The sequence below is a fragment of the Psychrobacter sp. AOP30-A2-5 genome (genome assembly GCF_052378115.1).
GTDB lineage: Bacteria > Pseudomonadota > Gammaproteobacteria > Pseudomonadales > Moraxellaceae > Psychrobacter.
The window spans coordinates 41,275-59,898 of sequence record NZ_JBQSXK010000017.1 but is presented as its reverse complement, the minus strand read 5'-3'; the positions used below and the strand labels follow the sequence as shown (position 1 = coordinate 59,898).

The 18,624-nt window shown below is 42.0% G+C and carries 15 protein-coding genes and 2 tRNA genes; 9 read left to right on the top strand and 8 right to left on the bottom strand.

Annotation, left to right across the window (positions count from 1 at the left end):
• The first annotated feature begins 140 nt into the window (after positions 1-140).
• The 5 genes from ACT3S4_RS11565 to ACT3S4_RS11545 all read left to right on the top strand — a co-directional run bounded on the left by ACT3S4_RS11565 (position 141) and on the right by ACT3S4_RS11545 (position 3,168).
• On the top strand, positions 141-326 hold the full coding sequence (locus ACT3S4_RS11565) for a hypothetical protein (RefSeq protein ID WP_201553421.1): 186 nt from the start codon (positions 141-143) through the stop codon (positions 324-326).
• A complete protein-coding gene (locus ACT3S4_RS11560) occupies positions 316-1,425 on the top strand; it encodes an LPO_1073/Vpar_1526 family protein (protein WP_444761095.1) in 1,110 nt (369 codons plus the stop codon). Before ACT3S4_RS11565 ends, ACT3S4_RS11560 begins: the two co-directional genes overlap by 11 nt.
• Before the next feature lie 55 nt (positions 1,426-1,480).
• On the top strand, positions 1,481-1,891 hold the full coding sequence (locus ACT3S4_RS11555; RefSeq protein ID WP_201553425.1) for an OsmC family protein: 411 nt from the start codon (positions 1,481-1,483) through the stop codon (positions 1,889-1,891).
• Positions 1,892-1,975: 84 nt separating this feature from the next.
• On the top strand, positions 1,976-2,440 hold the full coding sequence (locus tag ACT3S4_RS11550) for a flavodoxin family protein (RefSeq protein WP_201553427.1): 465 nt from the start codon (positions 1,976-1,978) through the stop codon (positions 2,438-2,440).
• Positions 2,441-2,547: 107 nt separating this feature from the next.
• A complete protein-coding gene (locus ACT3S4_RS11545) occupies positions 2,548-3,168 on the top strand; it encodes a DUF938 domain-containing protein (RefSeq protein ID WP_444761096.1) in 621 nt (206 codons plus the stop codon).
• 94 nt (positions 3,169-3,262) lie between these two features.
• Here the strand turns inward: ACT3S4_RS11545 and ppc are convergent, their stop codons facing one another.
• Positions 3,263-6,052: a phosphoenolpyruvate carboxylase gene (gene ppc / locus ACT3S4_RS11540; protein WP_201553431.1), complete on the bottom strand. Its 2,790-nt coding sequence runs from the start codon at positions 6,050-6,052 to the stop codon at positions 3,263-3,265.
• A gap of 94 nt (positions 6,053-6,146) precedes the next feature.
• Positions 6,147-6,938 (bottom strand): dienelactone hydrolase family protein, encoded by a 792-nt coding sequence (locus ACT3S4_RS11535; protein WP_201553433.1) that lies wholly within the window; start codon positions 6,936-6,938, stop codon positions 6,147-6,149.
• 312 nt (positions 6,939-7,250) lie between these two features.
• Between ACT3S4_RS11535 and ACT3S4_RS11530 the strand changes: the two genes are divergently transcribed.
• From ACT3S4_RS11530 to ACT3S4_RS11520, 3 genes are all read left to right on the top strand, one after another.
• Positions 7,251-9,338 carry a catalase gene (locus tag ACT3S4_RS11530; RefSeq protein WP_444761094.1) on the top strand — a complete coding sequence of 696 codons (2,088 nt, stop codon included), beginning with the start codon at positions 7,251-7,253 and terminating at the stop codon, positions 9,336-9,338.
• Between the two features lie 194 nt (positions 9,339-9,532).
• Complete coding sequence (locus tag ACT3S4_RS11525) at positions 9,533-10,756, top strand: hypothetical protein (RefSeq protein WP_193007149.1); 1,224 nt, start codon at positions 9,533-9,535, stop codon at positions 10,754-10,756.
• Positions 10,757-11,040: 284 nt separating this feature from the next.
• Positions 11,041-11,829, top strand: a complete 789-nt coding sequence (locus ACT3S4_RS11520; RefSeq protein ID WP_045451637.1) for an MBL fold metallo-hydrolase — start codon at positions 11,041-11,043, stop codon at positions 11,827-11,829.
• A 63-nt stretch (positions 11,830-11,892) separates the two neighbouring features.
• Here the strand turns inward: ACT3S4_RS11520 and ACT3S4_RS11515 are convergent.
• The 4 genes from ACT3S4_RS11515 to ACT3S4_RS11500 form a co-directional block, all read right to left on the bottom strand.
• A tRNA-Lys gene (locus ACT3S4_RS11515) sits at positions 11,893-11,968 on the bottom strand.
• Positions 11,969-12,128: 160 nt separating this feature from the next.
• Positions 12,129-12,204: transfer RNA gene (locus ACT3S4_RS11510), tRNA-Lys, on the bottom strand.
• A gap of 401 nt (positions 12,205-12,605) precedes the next feature.
• The gene (locus tag ACT3S4_RS11505; protein WP_227675939.1) at positions 12,606-14,555 is read right to left on the bottom strand and encodes a MacB family efflux pump subunit; all 1,950 of its coding nucleotides are present in this window, start codon (positions 14,553-14,555) and stop codon (positions 12,606-12,608) included.
• 198 nt (positions 14,556-14,753) lie between these two features.
• Complete coding sequence (locus tag ACT3S4_RS11500) at positions 14,754-16,094, bottom strand: efflux RND transporter periplasmic adaptor subunit (protein ID WP_201559971.1); 1,341 nt, start codon at positions 16,092-16,094, stop codon at positions 14,754-14,756.
• 153 nt (positions 16,095-16,247) lie between these two features.
• Here ACT3S4_RS11500 and ACT3S4_RS11495 point away from each other — a divergent pair, with 153 nt between their 5' ends.
• On the top strand, positions 16,248-16,733 hold the full coding sequence (locus tag ACT3S4_RS11495; protein ID WP_201559970.1) for an Imm63 family immunity protein: 486 nt from the start codon (positions 16,248-16,250) through the stop codon (positions 16,731-16,733).
• Here ACT3S4_RS11495 and holA read toward each other — a convergent pair.
• On the bottom strand, positions 16,707-17,780 hold the full coding sequence (gene holA / locus ACT3S4_RS11490; RefSeq protein WP_201559969.1) for a DNA polymerase III subunit delta: 1,074 nt from the start codon (positions 17,778-17,780) through the stop codon (positions 16,707-16,709). The genes ACT3S4_RS11495 and holA overlap by 27 nt on opposite strands.
• Positions 17,781-17,838: 58 nt before the next feature.
• Complete coding sequence (locus ACT3S4_RS11485) at positions 17,839-18,558, bottom strand: LPS-assembly lipoprotein LptE (RefSeq protein WP_227675937.1); 720 nt, start codon at positions 18,556-18,558, stop codon at positions 17,839-17,841.
• Positions 18,559-18,624: the final 66 nt, after the last annotated feature.

Below are 18,624 nucleotides of genomic sequence, written 5' to 3'. Positions count from 1 at the left end.
CTGCTTATGCAGAAGGGGGTTTTTCTTTGCGTGGGAGATTAATTTTTATTGGAACATAAAATGTTAATATGTGTTTATGATATTGTAGTTAAATTAATATAATTTTATCAAGATGTTGTGAACTATTAGAGTATTTAATTATGAACTGGGTTATTGCAAACAAAGATTGGTTATTTAGTGGAGCGGCTGTCGCTTTACCTCTCTCGGTAATAGGGTGGTTTTTCTTTAATCGAAAAAATAAACAGGTTCAAAAAGGCGGTGATAATTCAACAAATATACAAGTTGGAGGAAGTTTAAATATAGGAAATAAAAAAAATGATGAATAGGCAGAACCAACAAGCAGGTGATAACTCTAATAACCTTCAATCCAAAGAAATGACTGTTAATATACTAGGTATAGATGAAAAGCGAGCTCGTGAGGTTTTTCAAGAAATGAATTTACAGTTGAAAGATAAGTACTCTGAAGAGGCAATGAAAATCGCTCAAATTAGAATTGATGAGTTTGAGAATAGACTGATGCCTAAGATGGAAGATTTAGAAGGTGCTTTAGAAGTATTTGCAGATCCAAGCTTTCAATTATTACTTGTCGAAGCTCAAAAAACAGCTGCTGCTACCGAAAGACCCGTTGACTATGAACTTCTTTCCGAATTGTTAGTACATAGATTCCAAAAGAGAAAAAATAGAGTAGCACGTGCAGGAATCAGCCGTGCTGTAAAAATTGTAGATGAAATAGACGATGATGCCTTACTTGGATTAACGGTGTTCCATAGCATAAATAGTTTCTTACCACTAACAGGAGATATATTTCAAGGGTTAGATGTTTTAAATGAACTATTCGGGAAAGTTTTATATGGAAGTTTACCTTTGGGTAGAGATTGGCTAGATCATTTAGATATATTAGACGCTGTGCGTTTGAGTCCAATTGGTACCTTAAAGAAAATAGAGGATTATTACCCTGAGCAATTATATGGATATGTAGATGTAGGGATAAAGAAAAACTCTGAAAATTTTGATAGAGCAATGAGTATTATTGAAGCAAATAAATTACCTAAAGATATTATAATTGAGCATGCTCTGAACCCTGAATTTGTAAGAGTACCTATTTCAAATAGACAGCATATTGAATCTCTTGTCTTAACAAAACAGCTTTTTCAGCAAGGGTTTTTTATTCCTAAGTCTATAGCTTTATCAGATAGTCAGAAAAAAGCAATCAATACGATATATGATCTTTATTCGCAAGATATAAATATTAAGAATGAAAATACTCGATTATTTATAGAACACTGGGATGAAAGAGCTAATTTAAATACTCTTAAGAAGTGGTGGAATAGTATAAATATAGGTGCTGAAGTTACTTCTGTAGGAAGAGTACTAGCTCATTCCAATGCACAAAGATGCGATAAAAACCTTCCATATCTTGATTAAAATATATTTTAAACAGTAACATTCACACTGTTTTATAGTTTATAAAGGACAAGCTATGACGACATCAAAAGTGACCTACCAAGGCGATTTGCGTACCACCGCCATTCATTTGCAGTCAAATAATGAAATCATTACTGATGCACCGACTGATAATCACGGCAAAGGCGAAGCATTTTCGCCGACTGATTTATTGGCGACTAGCTTAGCCAGTTGTATGTTGACGATTATCGGTATCAAAGCTCGTGATATGGATATCGATATTGCAGGCACTACAGCTGAAGTGACCAAAATAATGGCTGCTGATCCAAGACGAGTCAGTGAAGTACATGTTGTTATTACTTTTAATCAACCATTAGATGATAAAACGCAAAAGATATTCTATAACACCGCGCTTACTTGTCCAGTTGCGAAAAGTATCCATCCTGATATCATTCAAAAAGTGACTATTCATTCCAGAAGCCATTAATTCTAAGAGCTTTTAATTCTAAGAACTACTGATTCCAAGAATTGTTAATTCCAAAAACCAGTGACCTTTATAAGGATGGTTGAGATGGCTAGCAAAACCTTACTTATTGTTGCGCATGCGCCATCACCTAATACTAAGAAGTTGGCGCAAGCGGCTTATGATGGTGCCAATCATCCTGATATAGATATCAATGTCATAATCAAATCTCCCCAAGATACCCAGCCTGAAGATGTATTGGCAGCTGACGCGCTATTATTAGGGACGACTGAGAACTTGGCTTATATGGCAGGACTGACCAAAGACTTTTTTGATCGCTGTTATTATCGGGCGTTAGAGAAGAAGCAGGGCATGCCGTTTGCGGTATATATTCGAGCTGGGCATGATGGGACAGGTACTAAGCTTGCGCTCAAAACCATTACCACAGGACTGCGCTGGTCATGGGTGCAAGAGGCGCTGATTTTACAAGGTGATTGGCAAGAAATCTTTACTGATCAAGTCGAAGAGCTAGCGATGACACTGGCAGCTGGGGTAGAAGCGGGTATTTATTAGTTTTTTCGACGCTTTGCTTGTCGCCATTATTAATATCAAAGCTACAGTAATGAAGATATATAAGGATATTAGCAGTGTTGAATGATGATTTAGATAATAGCCAATAGATTGCTCCTACTGGAATAGCATTTTCTCAAGCGTGTGAAAATAATAAGCAGCCGATTCTAGAATTTTTACAGCAAGAGTTGCAAGGTTCTATTCATGTGTTAGAGGTTGGGTCAGGTACGGGTCAGCATAGTGTGTATTTTGCCCCTAGATTGACTCATTTAACATGGCAGACCAGTGATATGTTGGCTAATCACGCCACCATCAATGCTTGGCATGCTGCCTATCCTGCCCCTAATTTATATACACCGCTTACTTTTGATGTATCGTGTGATTCAGTGCCAATGAAAAATGCGGTCGATATACCGTATGATGCGGTATTTACCGCCAATACCTTGCATATCATGTCGTGGTCTTTAGTGGCTAAATTATTCCAATTGGTCGGTGATATGCTACCCTTAAATGGTAAGTTCATCATTTATGGACCCTTTAACGAAAATGGCAGTTATAGCAGCGCAAGCAATCGTCAGTTTGACCATAGCTTGCGCCAGCGCGATGCTAACAGCGGCATCCGTCATTTAGAAGACGTTATAGATTTGGCAAATACACATCATTTAACGTTAAATAAGCGTTATGAGATGCCATCTAACAATCAAATATTAGTATTTGAAAAACTCTATTAACGTAAAAAGCTGAGTTGGTTCACTGTGATAACACTATGAATCAACTCAGCTTTATGTAAGTTCCAATCAGTAAAGATCAACCTATTTATAAATACTAACCTGTATTGCGTAGCCCTGCTGCCAAAGCGTTGATACTACGAATTAATGCATCTTCGACAGCAGGTCTATCGTCATTTTCCAGATTGTCATTGTCAGTGTTATCGGATTGGCGCATACGCTTGAGTAGCTCAATCTGGATGTAGTTAATGGGATCTAAATAGGCGTTACGCCATTCCAATGAATGAGCCAAGTCTTGTTGGTTTGAGAGTAAAGACGCCTGCTCTAGCAAGGAGTTGAGACCTGCGTGCGTCAGTTCATGCTCATCAATCACTGCCTGCATGACTTGCTCACGTAAGCTTTCGTCTTTACACAGTTGACTGTATGCACGGGCGATATTCATCTCGGATTTGGTAAAAGCCATTTCAATATTACTGATAAAGACATTGAAAAATGGCCAGTTTTTATTCATCTCCTTCATTAACGCTTCGTCTTTTTTGACGCTATCTAAAGCACTGCCCACGCCATACCAAGCGGGAAGGGTAAAGCGCGCCAATGACCAGCCAAATACCCATGGTATCGCCCGAATCGTCGATTTGCTCGGCAGTCCTTTTTTACGGTGAGCAGGACGCGAGCCAATATTGAGCAATGAAATCTCTTGTACTGGTGTGGCCTCAGAATAAAACTGATAGAAGCCCTCTGTATTATCCGTCAGCTCTCGATATTGCTGTTCGCCTGCATCTGCCAAATCAGCAAACAACGCTTCATAGCTATCTAGCTGTTTGGGTTGTTCGACAAATCGTGACGAGCTGGCTTTTAGCGCTCCCGTGATTCCCATGGTTAATTCAAACACGGCAGTATCTGGATTGGCATACTTGGCGTAAAGTACTTCGCCTTGTTCAGTGAACTTGATCTGTCCATGTAAAGTGCCAGCAGGCTGAGCAGCGATGGCTTGATGGGTTGAGCCACCACCACGACTGACGGAACCACCACGACCATGGAACAGGCGGGTGGTGATACCATATTGATTGGCGATATCGGTGATGGTTTGCTGGGCACTATATAACTGCCAAGCGGAGGTAATAATGCCGCCATCTTTAGAGGAATCTGAGTAGCCAAGCATAATCTCTTGAATGTTTCCTGAGTGCTCAAGTAAATCACGATATAGCCGATTGTCCAACACCATTGGCATAATTTTATCGATATTTTTTAAATCTTCGATGGTTTCAAACAGTGGCGCAACTGGTAGGGCAGAAAATAAATGCCCGTTCTTATCAATACCCGATAAACCTGCAAAACGCATCAGTAGCAGCACTTCTAATAGCTGACTGGCGTTATTGGTCATCGAAATTACATAGCTACCAAAAGTATCGTCGCCGACCAGTTTACGCAGTTTAGCGACAGAATTCATCAGAGCAAGCTGTTCGTGTGTTTGCGCGCTTAAGTTGTCGGTATAAATCAGCGGTGCACCTGGCTTTTCTAGCAAACGCGTTAGCCATTCTTGCCGCTCTGTTTCGCTGAGAGTGTGATAGTCGGGCAGATTCGAGGCGCTAGCAAAAATATCTGCAATGACTTCGCCGTGATAACCTGAATCTTGGCGAATATCTAGCGAGGCTAAATGGAATCCACAGGTTTTGACTAGGCGAATGGTATCAAGCAGTAAGCCTTCGCCATGCGCTTTGTCATGAGTATTGACACTTTTGCGAATAAGGCGTAAATCATCTAGCAAGGCCGTCGGTGTTGAGTAAGCCTCTTTTGCAGCCTCCTCATCTGTGCCTTGGCTTTGGATATGCTGGTTGGTCGCTTTTATTTTAGCCAGAATAATGGACAGCAGTCTTCGGTACGGCTCATTATTGTAATCATCAGGATTGTAGCAAAAGACTTTTTGATCGAGTGTGTTGTAGTCTTTGATACGGGTATAAATCTCTGGCGCGATATCGACGATAGTATCGCTATGAATCAGCTCACGACGCAATTTTCTGATCAACACTTGGTAATGGCGTAGCACGGTATTAGCATGCATCAATACCGCCATTTCAGTGGTTTCATGGGTGACGAATGGATTGCCATCTCTATCGCCGCCAATCCAAGAGCCAAAACTGACAAAGGCGGGTAAAGGGTAGTTGATTAACTCAGGATAGATATCGACGATAGCGTCTTTTATATTACGATATACTTTGGGAATGGCAGTGAATAAGCTGGCATCAAAATAGTGTAAGCCGTTGTTTATTTCATCATAAACCAAAGGTTTTCGGCTGCGAACTTCGTCTGACGACCACAGCAAGTCAATGGTTTCTGCTGTCTTTTGCTTAGCTTGCATAAAGGCTAGGCTGCCTTCGGGATAGTCGCTCATGGCATCGGTATGCTCATAGAGGGTTTGCAAGATATTCATGGTGGTGCGTCTACGGGCTTCGGTAGGATGAGCCGTAAAAACAGGAATAAATTTAAGGTGATCAATAAGCTCTTTGATTTGCGCAGGTTCGATTTGCCGCTCACGGCATTCTAACAAGGTGCGGCGAAAGGATCCTTCCCAGCTTTGATTGGACTGAGCACGCATAGTACGGCGTTGCTCACGCAGATAGTTTTCTTCAGTTAAATTGGCAAGGAAAAAGTAAATAGAGAATGCGCGAATGACGTTTTTTAAGGTTTGATTGTCTAATGAGGCAATAAGATCGATCAGCTGCTGTTTGTGTGCTGGATTATGCTCGCGGCGCTCCTGAATAAAGCCCTTGCGCAATGTTTCGATAGTACGTAGGGTATCCTCCCCAGATTGGCGAGAAATGGCCTCACCTAAAAATGCGCCTAACAATCTAACACGCGCACGCAATACGTCGTTCTTCAATAACATAATTGGCTTCCTTGGCTTTTAATCGACTCATTTATCAATGAGATAGGCTGGTTAATAATTAAGGGTCGCTGTTCTTATAGGATATGAATTAAAGTTATTTATATTCATTTGCTAAAAAATCCAAATAGCGTTTCCACGAGCGCTCATCGGCACGTGCATCATATCTATCACTGCCGAACACGCTAAAGGCATGTGGTGCACCACTATATGTCACCATCTCATGCGGTACTTTTGCTGCTTCTAATGTCTTACCCAAAGTTGCGAAGCTCTCTAGAGAGACAGATTCATCAGCAGAGCCATGGAATACTAAGATTTCTCCAGTTGTCTTGTCATAACTTTGACCTGTTGGAATATCGAAGGCACCATGGAAGGGTACAAATGCTTTTTGCTCAAATCCTGAGCGCGCCAGCTCCAGAGCAACGGTACCGCCAAAACAATATCCCATGGTAGTGCCTTTACGCACATCATTACCTTGTAGTCTTCCAGCATTCAACGCACCTTGAAGTATGCGGCGCATTTTATTGCGATTATCGTATAATTCCCCAGTTAAGCGTTTGTTTTCTTCAATAGAAGTAGGACGAACGCCTTGCCCGAACATGTCTGCCGCCAATACGTTGTAGCCCTCCGTGGCTAACATGTCAGCACGTTTGCGCTCATAGTCTGTCAATCCATCCCAATCATGAATGAGTAGGATAAAAGGCGCATTAGCTTTGTCGGCTTTGGCGTAATAGCCTTCGTATGCTTGATCATCCACGGTATAGGTAATATTTTTGGTTGTAATGGCGGCAGCTGTTTGGCTGAAAGTCAGTGCCATTAGTCCGATTGACGCACCCATTAGCAATGAGTGATAAGGTTTTTTGGACGTAGTCTTTGAAGTTGATAACATGGTATGTCGCCTTATAATCGTATAAAAAAGATAAATAGTTGGCTAAAACCATGCCCATTTTATTTATCAACTGTTTTAATGCTTCCTAAGAGCATACCTTAAAAAATCACTACATGACAAGAATCTATCGTCAACGTTGAGGCTCTGTTTAAATACGCTGAAATTACGGCTTTATCACGGCTGCAAACTTTAACCAAATATCAACAAGGAGTGCCATGAATTAGTCATATTTTTTGGCTAATATTAAAGACAGCTCTATACAAAAGTTCTAAAGAAATAGAGCCTACTTTTAATTACTAGCTAGGATGCATAATGAAAAATAATATTGATCATACTGACCCCGCTAAAGATATGAATACGGAACGTGGCAATGGCGGTGAGACTCACCAGCGCGCAGGGGATGACACCAAAGTATTGACGACCCAACAAGGTGTCATCATCTCTGACAATCAAAACTCTCTAAAAGCAGGCGCACGTGGGCCAACCTTATTAGAGGACTTTGTGTTACGAGAAAAAATCCATCATTTTGACCATGAGCGTATTCCTGAGCGTATTGTTCATGCGCGTGGTAGTGCTGCTCACGGTTATTTTGAACTCACTGAGTCGCTCGAAAAATACACCACGGCGAAAATTTTGACTGAAACAGGTAAACAGACGCCTTTATTTACCCGTTTTTCTACGGTTGCAGGTAACAAAGGCTCAAAAGATACGCCACGTGATGTGCGTGGTTTTGCTGTGAAGATTTATACCGAAGAAGGTAATTGGGACATCGTGGGTAACAACATGCCAATTTTCTTTATTCAAGATGCGATGAAGTTTCCAGACCTCATTCATGCGGTCAAACCAGAGCCGGATCGTGGATTTCCGCAAGCTGCTTCGGCGCATGACACCTTTTGGGACTTTGTGTCATTAAGTCCTGAGACCATGCATAATTTAATTTGGCTGATGAGTGATCGTGCACTACCACGCAGTTTACGCATGATGGAAGGCTTTGGTATTCACAGCTATCGTTTAATCAACAAAGAAGGCAAGAGTACCTTTGTCCGTTTCCATTGGAAACCTGTACTCGGTGTACAGTCAACCACGTGGGATGAGGCGGTAAAAATCTCAGGCGCTGACCCTGATTATCATCGCCGTGATTTGTTTGAAGCCATTAATAATGGCGACTATCCTGAATGGGAGTTTGGCGTCCAGTTATTTACTGAAGAAGAGGCTGATAAATTCCCGTTTGATCATCTAGATGCCACCAAGCTGATTCCAGAAGAGATGGTGCCAGTGAAAGTCGTGGGTAAAATGGTGCTGAACCGTTATCCCGATAATTTCTTTGCAGAAACGGAGCAAGTGGCGTTCTGTCCATCGCATCTGCCACCAGGTATCGACTTCAGTAACGATCCATTATTACAAGGTCGTTTGTTCAGTTATCTAGACACGCAATTATCACGTTTAGGTTCGCCTAATTTTGCCCAAATTCCAATCAACGCGCCGAAATGTCCGTTTGCCAATAATCAGCAAGATGGTCATATGCAGATGCAAGTACCTAAGACTCGTGTGCTCTATGAACCACAAAGTTTAGACCCAACCAGACCACGTGAAAGCGCCAAGCGTGGCTTTGAATCGTTCCACGAACAGTTGGATGATGGTGTGAAAGGTCGCGTGCGTGCAGAAAGTTTTGCCGATCACTATAGTCAGCCGCGGATGTTCTATCGTAGCCAGACGCCAGCTGAGCAAGCGCACATTGCCTCTGCTTATGCCTTTGAGTTAGGTAAAGTAGATACGGCGCATGTACGTACTCGTATGCTGAGTCATCTACCGCATATCGATGAAGACTTGGCAAATCGTGTGGCAAAAGCGCTAGGTATGGAACTGCCAGAGCCTGCTGATGCCGCTGCTCCTGTACAGGATATGGCGACATCGAAAGCAGTACAAACGATTGGTCTAACGCCTAAGAGTTTAAAAGGCCGTTTGATTGGTATCTTGGTCGCAGAAGGCTCAAAGCATAGTGAAATCAAAAAGTTCGAAGAGGCGGCAAAAGCGCAGGGTGCTAGCGTGAAAATCGTTGCGCCCAATAAGGAAGTTGTCTTAGATGACGACACTCGCATACAAGCAGATGAGCGTCTCGCTGGCGGCCCTTCAGTGATGTTTGACGCGGTCGTTAGTATCATTATGCCAGAGCAAGCTAAGAAGCTAGCAAAAGACAGCTCAGCATTAGATTGGTTCAACGATGCGTATGGTCATTGCAAAGCCATTGCTTATTGCGGGGCGACCGATGAGTTTATCTTAAGTAAGCTACCTATTGAAAAAGATGCCTTTGTCACGCCACTGGCTGAATTGGATACTTTTATTGAGAATGCCAAATCTCGTCTGTGGGAACGTGAGCCAAAGGTTCGTGATTTGGCGTAGTTTTTTTTAGACCTTTAATAAAGAACTCAGCCATTGTGCTGGGTTTTTTATTGAATTTTTAAAGCTAATTTCAGAGTGCTTGGTAGCGCCCAAATATTTGAAAATAGAATAAAAACTCAATGTGTATTTTAGTTGTTTTTTTGTTAAATAAAGTTTAAATTATCTAACAATACTATTCGTCCGGAATTTTTATCGTGAAAATACTTAATAAGAATTTATCACTTAGTTTGTTGATTCTACTGACAGGCAGTCTAGTAGGTTGTGGCGGATCAAGTGGCAGCGATAATGCTACTTCTAACGAACAGATAAATACTGAAAAACCGAAACCCGAAAAACCCAAGCCAGAAACTTCAAAACCCAGGCCTGAAATACCGAAACCTGAAGCAGTAGAGCTAAAAGATACTTTGACCCTACCTTCATTACCTCTCAATAATAAGCCATTAGATATCGAAGCTAATAATGACGGATTGAATGACCTTAAAACAGGAATATTTGATATTGACATTGGTCGCTACGAGGATAATAACCCGCAGGGTTATAGCTGTACGGACAAGAATCGAACATATTGTACTTTTGTTAAACAGTACAAGCTGGACGAAAGTTTAAATAAAGTTGTTGAACGCCATTGGATGTATGAGCCTGCATTAAAGCAATGGCTCTCAGTCAGTGATGGTATTACGGAAGACTTTTTTTATAATAGATACTTTACTGGAGATACTCTAAGCTACAATGGCAAATGGGGCAGCCGCGACGAACTTACGTTTCCTGATTATAGAAGTGATTTCAAGGTAGGCGCGGGTAAGCTGATTTTTGATAAAGGCAGCTCAAAATATGACGTTATTATTAAAGCGGTAGGTCTTCCGGGCGGGGCTAAAAGATACAATATCGACTTTATTTTAACGCAAGGTGAGGTAATAACGCTTGAAGATGTGGATTTTTTCTCAGGAAATAATCAATCAGGAGATGCCAACAAGTATTCAACATTAAAAGCGTATCGTGACGCTCACTCAAAAATTGAAGATTTGGTTTGTGCGCTTAAATTGAGTAACAGTGGACTGGTCTTTAACAAAGACACTCTTGGTGCTACTTTGTATAATATACAACCAGTTTGTACTTATGCCATCAATTATAATGTTTCACCTCAAATACTAGAAGAAGGCGTCAAAACAGTAGCTGGGAAAAAAGTAATTTATCTAAATAACCCCACTGATATGTCATTAGAGGCCTCTAAAAATACCAGTGAGCAGCAGTATCTGATGGCAATTGCATTGGGTAGTGATGGAGTTGCTCAAATGGGCCGAGCATATCAACCAGGGTTTGGCTACTCTTTAGAAACCCAGATTTATGATAGAAAAGGGATTTATCAGTATATGGAAATCACCAGTGACGATAAAGAGGCATTGGTTTTACCATTCTAATTTAAAAACAGCATGAATTAATAGGCAGTAAAAACTCAAATAAAAACCTAACATTAATGTTAGGTTTTTGCTTTTTAGCCAATGATGATTAAGCCAAAAAAAGAGTTAAGAAGCAAACCTATTTCAGACAAAAGCTCATCTCAAAAAAATAGCCACAAGCGTTCACTCAAAGTCATTACAAGTTGAATGGTGGGCGTTATACTAAATCCTATTAAGGCGCGTTAAAAGCGTCTCCTATAGTAGGGATACTATAACAGTGAGCAATCATGTAGCAGGGAACGCAAATGAGTTTATGTGAAATTGTACGTTTAGAAGGATATATCCAAAGTACTTATCTTGCGGTATATCCAGATAAAATCATGCTGCTGGACGGTGGTTGCCGCCCTGATGTAGCGATGGTATTAGATTATATTAGAACGAGGTTACAGCGACCAATCAGCGATCTAAAAGTCGTCGTGGTGACCCATATGCATCCTGATCATGCAGGCGGCGCTCATCAATTCAGAAAAGAGACGGGCTGTATCATTGTTTCGGCAGAAAAAAAGCGTCAATGGTATAGCGGTATCGGTGGGCATGCCATGCATTTTGTGGATATAAATCTTGCGCATTATGTGGCGAGACGTCAAGGTCGCTCCCTTAAAAATCTGTATTATCCTGCCCATCTTACGCCTGATATGACCGTTAAAGATGGGGATAGTGTGCCGAAATTTGATGAATGGCAAGTACTGGAAACACCCGGACATACAGATCGTGACTTGTCTCTATTTCATGTACCAAGTCGGCAAGTCTATACGGCCGATCTCATTATCAAACTGCGTCATAAGTTTGTGGCGCCTTTTCCTATTTATGATCCTAAAGTCTATATTCAGTCACTACAAAGAATAAAGGCGTTAAAACCTTCTATGGTTATGATGGCACATGGGCGTGAGCTAGCAATCGACGCAGAAACGTTTGATATGCTGATTACGCAAGCACCTAAGCATCCACGGACGATCAAAGACACGATTAAGCATAAGCTACTGTGGCGAAAAGACACTGACTTCACTATTTTTAAACGAAACCGTAAAAAATAAAGTGAAATTTTAAGCAAAAAAAAGCCCAGTCATTATTAATATAATGACTGGGCTTTCTAAATATGGTGGGCCGACCGCGACTCGAACGCGGGACCAATTGATTAAAAGTCAACTGCTCTACCAACTGAGCTATCGGCCCTGAAGAGTGTATAAAAAAGCATGGCTTTTTTTAACTCTGCAAGTGAATTTACAACTTCGTAAATTCGGTGAAGTTTTCTAAAGGAAAGCTTCTTAAACTTTGTTACTTATTATGCCAATACCTGATAGGGCAATGTACATAACAAGCATAATACTAAATATGGTGGGCCGACCGCGACTCGAACGCGGGACCAATTGATTAAAAGTCAACTGCTCTACCAACTGAGCTATCGGCCCTGAGCGAAGATAAAATGAAATATTACTTCATCTGAGTACAAGAGAGTTTACATTTTCGTAAATTCTAAAAACTCTATACCTTTACTAGGTTTATATCTACTACAAGATAAGTTTCCTTGAAGGCAAACTTATTAAAACTAGACATCTAAAAAATGTCTTTAAACTTAATTTTTAATATTAGGTAAATCAACATTAAAAGAGGCATTAAGTTTGTTTCAACGTTTAAAGAATTTCTATCCCTAAACGTGAGAGCACATTATATACACTATCAGGACAATTACAACCCCGTAATATAAAAAAAGTGCAATTAATGCGAAAAAATGCGTTTTTTTATATAATTTGGCTTATTGGTGGCTGTTTCATGGCAGTAAATGCCTATTTAAAACGTCAGTCGCGACGTTTTAGTCCCTAGACAGTGCTTCAACAGGATCTAATTTAGCAGCATTACGCGCTGGCAAGAATCCAAATACGACACCAATCAGTGTTGAACATATAAATGCAGCAATGATAGAGGTTGGTGAGTAAATCACTTTAAAGCTATCACCAGCAAAATTATTAATGATTTCACCAATAGCAAAGGCCAGTCCAATACCTAATAAGCCGCCCAAAATACAGACGAGTACGGCTTCTATCAAAAACTGCTGCATGATATCGTTTTGACGAGCCCCAACTGCCATACGTACACCAATTTCATTAGTGCGTTCCGTGACCGATACTAGCATAATATTCATCACACCAATACCACCAACGATCAATGAGATAACAGCAACCGATGAGATGAGCAGTGTCATAGTACCTGTCGTTGATTCAATGGTCTGACGAATAGAATCTGAGTTAATAATATTAAAATCATCTTTACCATGGCGACCTTCTATTATATCGGAAATAGCTGACTCAGCTACACTAGATGAGACACTATCATCTAACAGTGCTATAAAACTATCAATATTTGCACTACCAGTTATACGTGACATCACAGTGGTATAAGGCATATATATGACAGGTGTCGTGCTACTTGGTCCAAAGCCACCGTCGCTTGCCTCAAGGACGCCAACCACGCGTCCAGGCACACTACCGATGAGTATGACTTCTCCGATAGGGTTATCTATATCTGCAAAAAAAGCACTCTTGGCATTGTCATCGATAATAATATCTTGACTGCGAAGGTCGATACTTTGCGAATCGAAACCTTGACCTAATGCCAGCGTCTCACCAGTGACCTCTAGATAATACTCACCAACACCATTGATGGTCGAGTCTTCCTGCACGCTGCGATAGCGTACACTAGAGCTGGTATTGACTTGAGGGCTCACATTGATAACATACGGTTGACTGCTGACCGCTTCTGCATCTTCTGGTGTGAGGTTGTCGTCATTATATTTACGTCGCGGGTCGCCTCTAGGGTAGCCGTCATTGACGGTGATGGTATTGGTTCCTAGCGAGCTAATATTTGCGAGAATTTGCTGCTGAGAGCCTTGACCAAGACCAACGATAGACACAACCGCAGCGATACCGATGATAATGCCTAACATGGTCAGCAAGGTGCGCATCTTGTGTGCACGCATGGCAAGTAAGGACATTTTAAAAGCTTCGAGCAAACGATCCACAAAACTGCCAAAGGCACTTTTACGATGTCCACCGAGGATAGATTCTGGGTGTTGAGTTGTCGGTTTATAATGCTCAGTTTTGTAATCTGCAATGACGTAACCATCTTTTAACTCAATAACTCGTTCGGCTTGGGCAGCAAGTTTGGGATCATGAGTGACCATGATAATGGTATGACCTTTAGCATTTAGATCATGTAAGATCGCCATCACGTCTTCGCCAGATTTGCTATCTAGTGCACCAGTTGGCTCATCTGCTAAGATAACATCGCCACCATTCATCAGGGCACGAGCAACAGAAACACGCTGCTGTTGGCCGCCTGAGAGCTGGCTAGGACGATTATTTACTTTTTCACCAAGACCTAGATCAGTCAAGAGCTTTTCTGCGCGATTGATTCGTGCCTCAGTGTTCATACCAGCATATACGGCAGGGACGGCAACGTTATCTTTAGCGCTAATGTCACCAAGCAGGTGGTAGCGCTGAAAGATAAAGCCAAAATGCTCTCGGCGTAACTCAGCCAATTCATCTGCCTCTAGCTTGTTTGCTGATTGGCCATAAATCTTATAGTCACCTGCTGTCGCCTGATCTAAGCAACCCAAGATATTCATTAGTGTAGACTTACCAGAGCCAGATTGCCCGATAATCGCGACCATTTCACCTTGATTAATCGTTAAATTAACCTCGTGCAATACGCGAATGGTTTGCTCTCCGGCAGCAAACTCTCGAATAATACCCGACAGCTCCATAATTGGCTTGTCAGCGGTAGCTGCAGTATTGATATTATTCGGTGATTTGGTTTCTATCGAAGCACTAGTGCTGTCAGTCGGCTGTTTAGTAGATTGAGATATAGTCATAGCAATGTCTTTAATCAAAGATAGTGAGTGTCGTGAGAAAAGGGCTAAGTTGCTCAAGCCCTTTTATCGTTAACATAGTCAAAGAATTAATTACATCCTTGGAGTACCAGGTATACGAGTACCACCACCACCACGGTTACCTGGAGCTTTGGCACTAGCTTCGCCGATGATGACTTGCTCACCTTCTTCCAATCCGCTTAAAATTTGCGCATTTACTCGGTTATCAATGCCCACTTCTACTGTGCGAGGTTCTACTGTGCCGTCATCATTTAGTACGCGTACAACCTTGCTGGTTTTTGCTTGACCTTCAGTTTGATTTCTCGCGGGTCTTTCTTGTATGGCTGCTGATGGTACAAGTAGGGTATCTTTGGCTTGATCGATGATGATATAAATCTGGGCGGTCATATCAATACGAAATAATCGCTCAGGGTTAGCTACTTCTACGTAGCCAACATAGTAGATTGCAGAATCGGTTGAGCTGGTCTTGCTAATTTCCTCGGGTGCCGGCTCAATAGCTGTCAGTGTCGCATCATACTGCTTGTCTGGATTACCGATGATATTAAAGTAGGCGGGCATACCAGCATTGACATTGATAACATCGGCTTCGGAGATTTGTGCGTTGATTCTAACAGTAGACAAATCTGCTAAAGTTACGATGGTCGGGGCTGTTTGATTGGCATTGACCGTCGTGCCTTGCTCTGTGGTCACTGAGACGACAGTACCTGATATTGGCGCGCGAATCGTTGTATAGCTAAGGTCTTCTTGAGCCGTTGCGACATTGGTTTGAGACTTTCGTAATGCTGCTTGTTGGCTATTGATGTTTGCAGTGGCTGTTGCAATGGCGGCTTGTGCTGTATCAATAGCAGCGCGGGCATTGGCTACTGATGCCTGAGCGGTAGCAACCTTTGTCGCTTGCGTATCATAATCCTGCTGCGATATCGCATCGATAGCCAGTAAGCCTTGCAAGCGCGCAAAGTCAGACTGTGCTTGTTTGAGCTCAGACTGACGGCTGGCAAGATCGGCATAGGCACTTTTTAGACTCGCTTGTTTGCTTAACGATTCTGCTTGCGCACTTTGTAGCGCGGCTTCACTTTGCTCAAGACTGGCTTGTTCATTGCTCAGGCTGTTCTTCTGAGTCACTTGATCAATCTGTGCAATCAAATCGCCTTGTTTCACCTCGTCACCCACTTCTACATAGAGGTTTGTGACCTCACCAGAAACCTGTGCACCGACATCGACGGTATTAAGTGCTTTAACTTTACCTGATGCCATGACATTGTTTTCGATATCACCAACCTCAACAGGTGCGGTTAAATAACTGGGTTTTTCTTCCTCTGGTTTTAAAAAAGTATAGGCCAAAGCCCCTAATGCTACGATGATTAAGGCGATGACACCCCATTTGATAGCAGACTTTTTGCTTATTTTGCGCATAACAACAATCCAGTCACAATGAAATCAAGTGTACATATAGTAGAGGCTTGAAGTCCAAAAGGGAATGGTAATTAGTTTAAGAAAGGTTAAGAAGTTCAGCAGTAGAGATAAGGCAGACTATATTATGGAAATAATAAACAAAGGAAGAATGTAATGTTAAACCATCAGCAAATTCAAAAAATAATTAACGATTATAGTAAAAAGATAGGGCTAAATATTGATGATGTTATTTTAAGAGATATGCCTTCTGGATTTGGTGAGCCACACTTGGAGATAAGCGGTGGCTATTACCACTATGTAATATGTGAGCGCGGTAGTGAGTTATCTAGAGAATCTTTTTTAGATGTAGACGATTTCATTTATGAGTTTTTTGAGATGGTAACGTCTAGGGTAGCAGGCGAGTATGAGCAAGAGAATAGTGTCATGAGTGAAGATCAAAGAGTTATACGCTTTAATAAGCAAATTGAACTTATGACGCAGCTAAATCATGAATGGGGTAGAAAAAAAGAAGCAGATATAACAGAAACTTTAAAAAAATTTCCTTATTCAGTTAATAACAGAACTTACGATAAGAAAACTTGGTTAAATAAGTTATTGAATTTTTTCAACCAATCAAACGGCAAACAGCCGCTTACCTGATAACTCAAGCGCTGCCTGCAATAATAACTCCCACGCTGGCTGACGCACGAGTCCTTTGATGGCTTGGTCACATTTATAAAGCAGGGCAGGCCATTCAGCCGTTTGAGTTTTTGACTGGCGACGGCAAGCTTGCTGGTACAACCCTTGTTTGCTACGCCAAATACCAAGCGCTTGCGGATCTTGCCCATCCATCAATTGCATAATTTGCCGCATGTCTTTACTAATCGCCCATAATACCAAGGTGGTTGGCTCGTCGGTGGCTTTCAGCTGAAACATGATTTTGGCGACTTGCGTGCTGTTACCGGCAAGCATGGCATCCGATAAATCAAAGACGCTAAATTGTGCATCACTGACCAACGCGGCTTGTAGATCCTTAATGTCTAAGGCAACATTGTTTGGAAGTTGTGTAGAGTGATCAGCCTGATGATTAGCCTCAATATTCTTAGCGACTAGCTGCGGCGCAAATAAATAGGAGAGCCGCCATAAGGTCTGATAAGCGCTTAGCAGATGGTGCTCAGTATGCGACATAAGCAGCTGCCACGCCTCTTGCGATAGCCGTAAACCAAACTGCTGAGCTTGTATTTGCAGTAGCTGCTGTCGTTGCTGCTCATTATATAAATTGCAATCAATGACATGACCATATTGAGCAAATGGCGTAAACCACTTGCTGCTTTGCGCTCGTTTGTCTTGCTTGGGCGTGAGCCATAATAAACTATGACTGTGCGTCCCTGTTTGAGCTTCAACGGCAAAGTGCTCAAGCTCAGTGATGACCGCCTTGTCAGGCTTATGGTTACCCGTCACGATGAGTGCACTGGCATCATCAAATAAAGACTGGCTACCAAGCTCTGACAATACTTCTTGCCAGCTCTTGACTGATATCAGCTCAATACGCTTAATCGCGTAATTCTGCGCGCGCCAATGTGGTCGCAGGGCATCGATGAGCCATTGACTGAGTAGTGGCTCATCACCATGCGCCAGCCACAAGCCCGCGACTGCAACGGAAGGCTGTAGTAGCTTTGGGTAGGCTTGTATAAAGGTATCTTGCATAGGGTAATAAGTACACAGATTGATGAAAATAAACGTGGAATGTGTTGCGCATTATAAACTATGGGTTTGGCACCACCACCGCGATCGATGTTGAGCCATTACCGCTTTGCACAGATTGTCTGACTCCAGAAGAGCTGACCTTTGGTAGGGAGATGGCGACATATTGATCAGTAATTCGGCGTGCCAAACTGTCATAGAGCCAGTCACGAATTTGATCGCCTTGCTGATCATCAGTGCTTACCGATGCTTCATTATATTGATAGCTACGCTCGACTTGGATAGGGTTGCTTAGCGTAATTGGTTTGCCATTTTCCATGGTCTGATAGCTGACATCTGCTGAAAGTACCAAGCGGATCTCTGTCAGTACACCGACCAGCTCATAACGCTTAAAACGGACGTTATTGATGGTGATAGCGGCAATAGGTTCAGCATTTGCTTGTTTGTTATTGTTCGCAACATCAGCTGCTGTCATGTTGTCAATGACCTCAACACCTAAAGTTTTTAGGCGTCTTGTCAATGGCAGCTTAAGCGGAAATGAGGTGCGATTGTCTTCGAGAATCACGGCTGTTTTGGCGACATCAAGCAGCATCGGCGCATCATAGCCACGCAGTTGAAAGCCGCAGCCACTAATAGCTGCCGTTGCACTTAGTAGCGTAAACATTGGCAGGGCAGTTAGAAAAGCCGCCGCCAGTTTTTGTCCGTTTGATTTTTTGGCAAAAGCGTCTTTTTTGCTTAAGCTGGCTTTGGGTGACTGACCTGCTCGATATTTATACGACATAATCGCTATCCTAATATTATGAAAAGGCTCAGACTAATCATTAAACTAATAAAAAGTACTGAGCCT

Coding starts and splice junctions, on each gene's coding strand:
- ACT3S4_RS11565 (WP_201553421.1), top strand. CDS start 141: ATGAACTGGGTTATTGCAAACAAAGATTGGTTATTTAGTGGAGCGGCT.
- ACT3S4_RS11560 (WP_444761095.1), top strand. CDS start 316: ATGATGAATAGGCAGAACCAACAAGCAGGTGATAACTCTAATAACCTT.
- ACT3S4_RS11555 (WP_201553425.1), top strand. CDS start 1,481: ATGACGACATCAAAAGTGACCTACCAAGGCGATTTGCGTACCACCGCC.
- ACT3S4_RS11550 (WP_201553427.1), top strand. CDS start 1,976: ATGGCTAGCAAAACCTTACTTATTGTTGCGCATGCGCCATCACCTAAT.
- ppc (WP_201553431.1), bottom strand. CDS start 6,052: ATGTTATTGAAGAACGACGTATTGCGTGCGCGTGTTAGATTGTTAGGC.
- ACT3S4_RS11535 (WP_201553433.1), bottom strand. CDS start 6,938: ATGTTATCAACTTCAAAGACTACGTCCAAAAAACCTTATCACTCATTG.
- ACT3S4_RS11530 (WP_444761094.1), top strand. CDS start 7,251: ATGAAAAATAATATTGATCATACTGACCCCGCTAAAGATATGAATACG.
- ACT3S4_RS11520 (WP_045451637.1), top strand. CDS start 11,041: ATGAGTTTATGTGAAATTGTACGTTTAGAAGGATATATCCAAAGTACT.
- ACT3S4_RS11505 (WP_227675939.1), bottom strand. CDS start 14,555: ATGGAGCTGTCGGGTATTATTCGAGAGTTTGCTGCCGGAGAGCAAACC.
- ACT3S4_RS11500 (WP_201559971.1), bottom strand. CDS start 16,094: ATGCGCAAAATAAGCAAAAAGTCTGCTATCAAATGGGGTGTCATCGCC.
- ACT3S4_RS11495 (WP_201559970.1), top strand. CDS start 16,248: ATGTTAAACCATCAGCAAATTCAAAAAATAATTAACGATTATAGTAAA.
- holA (WP_201559969.1), bottom strand. CDS start 17,780: ATGCAAGATACCTTTATACAAGCCTACCCAAAGCTACTACAGCCTTCC.
- ACT3S4_RS11485 (WP_227675937.1), bottom strand. CDS start 18,558: ATGTCGTATAAATATCGAGCAGGTCAGTCACCCAAAGCCAGCTTAAGC.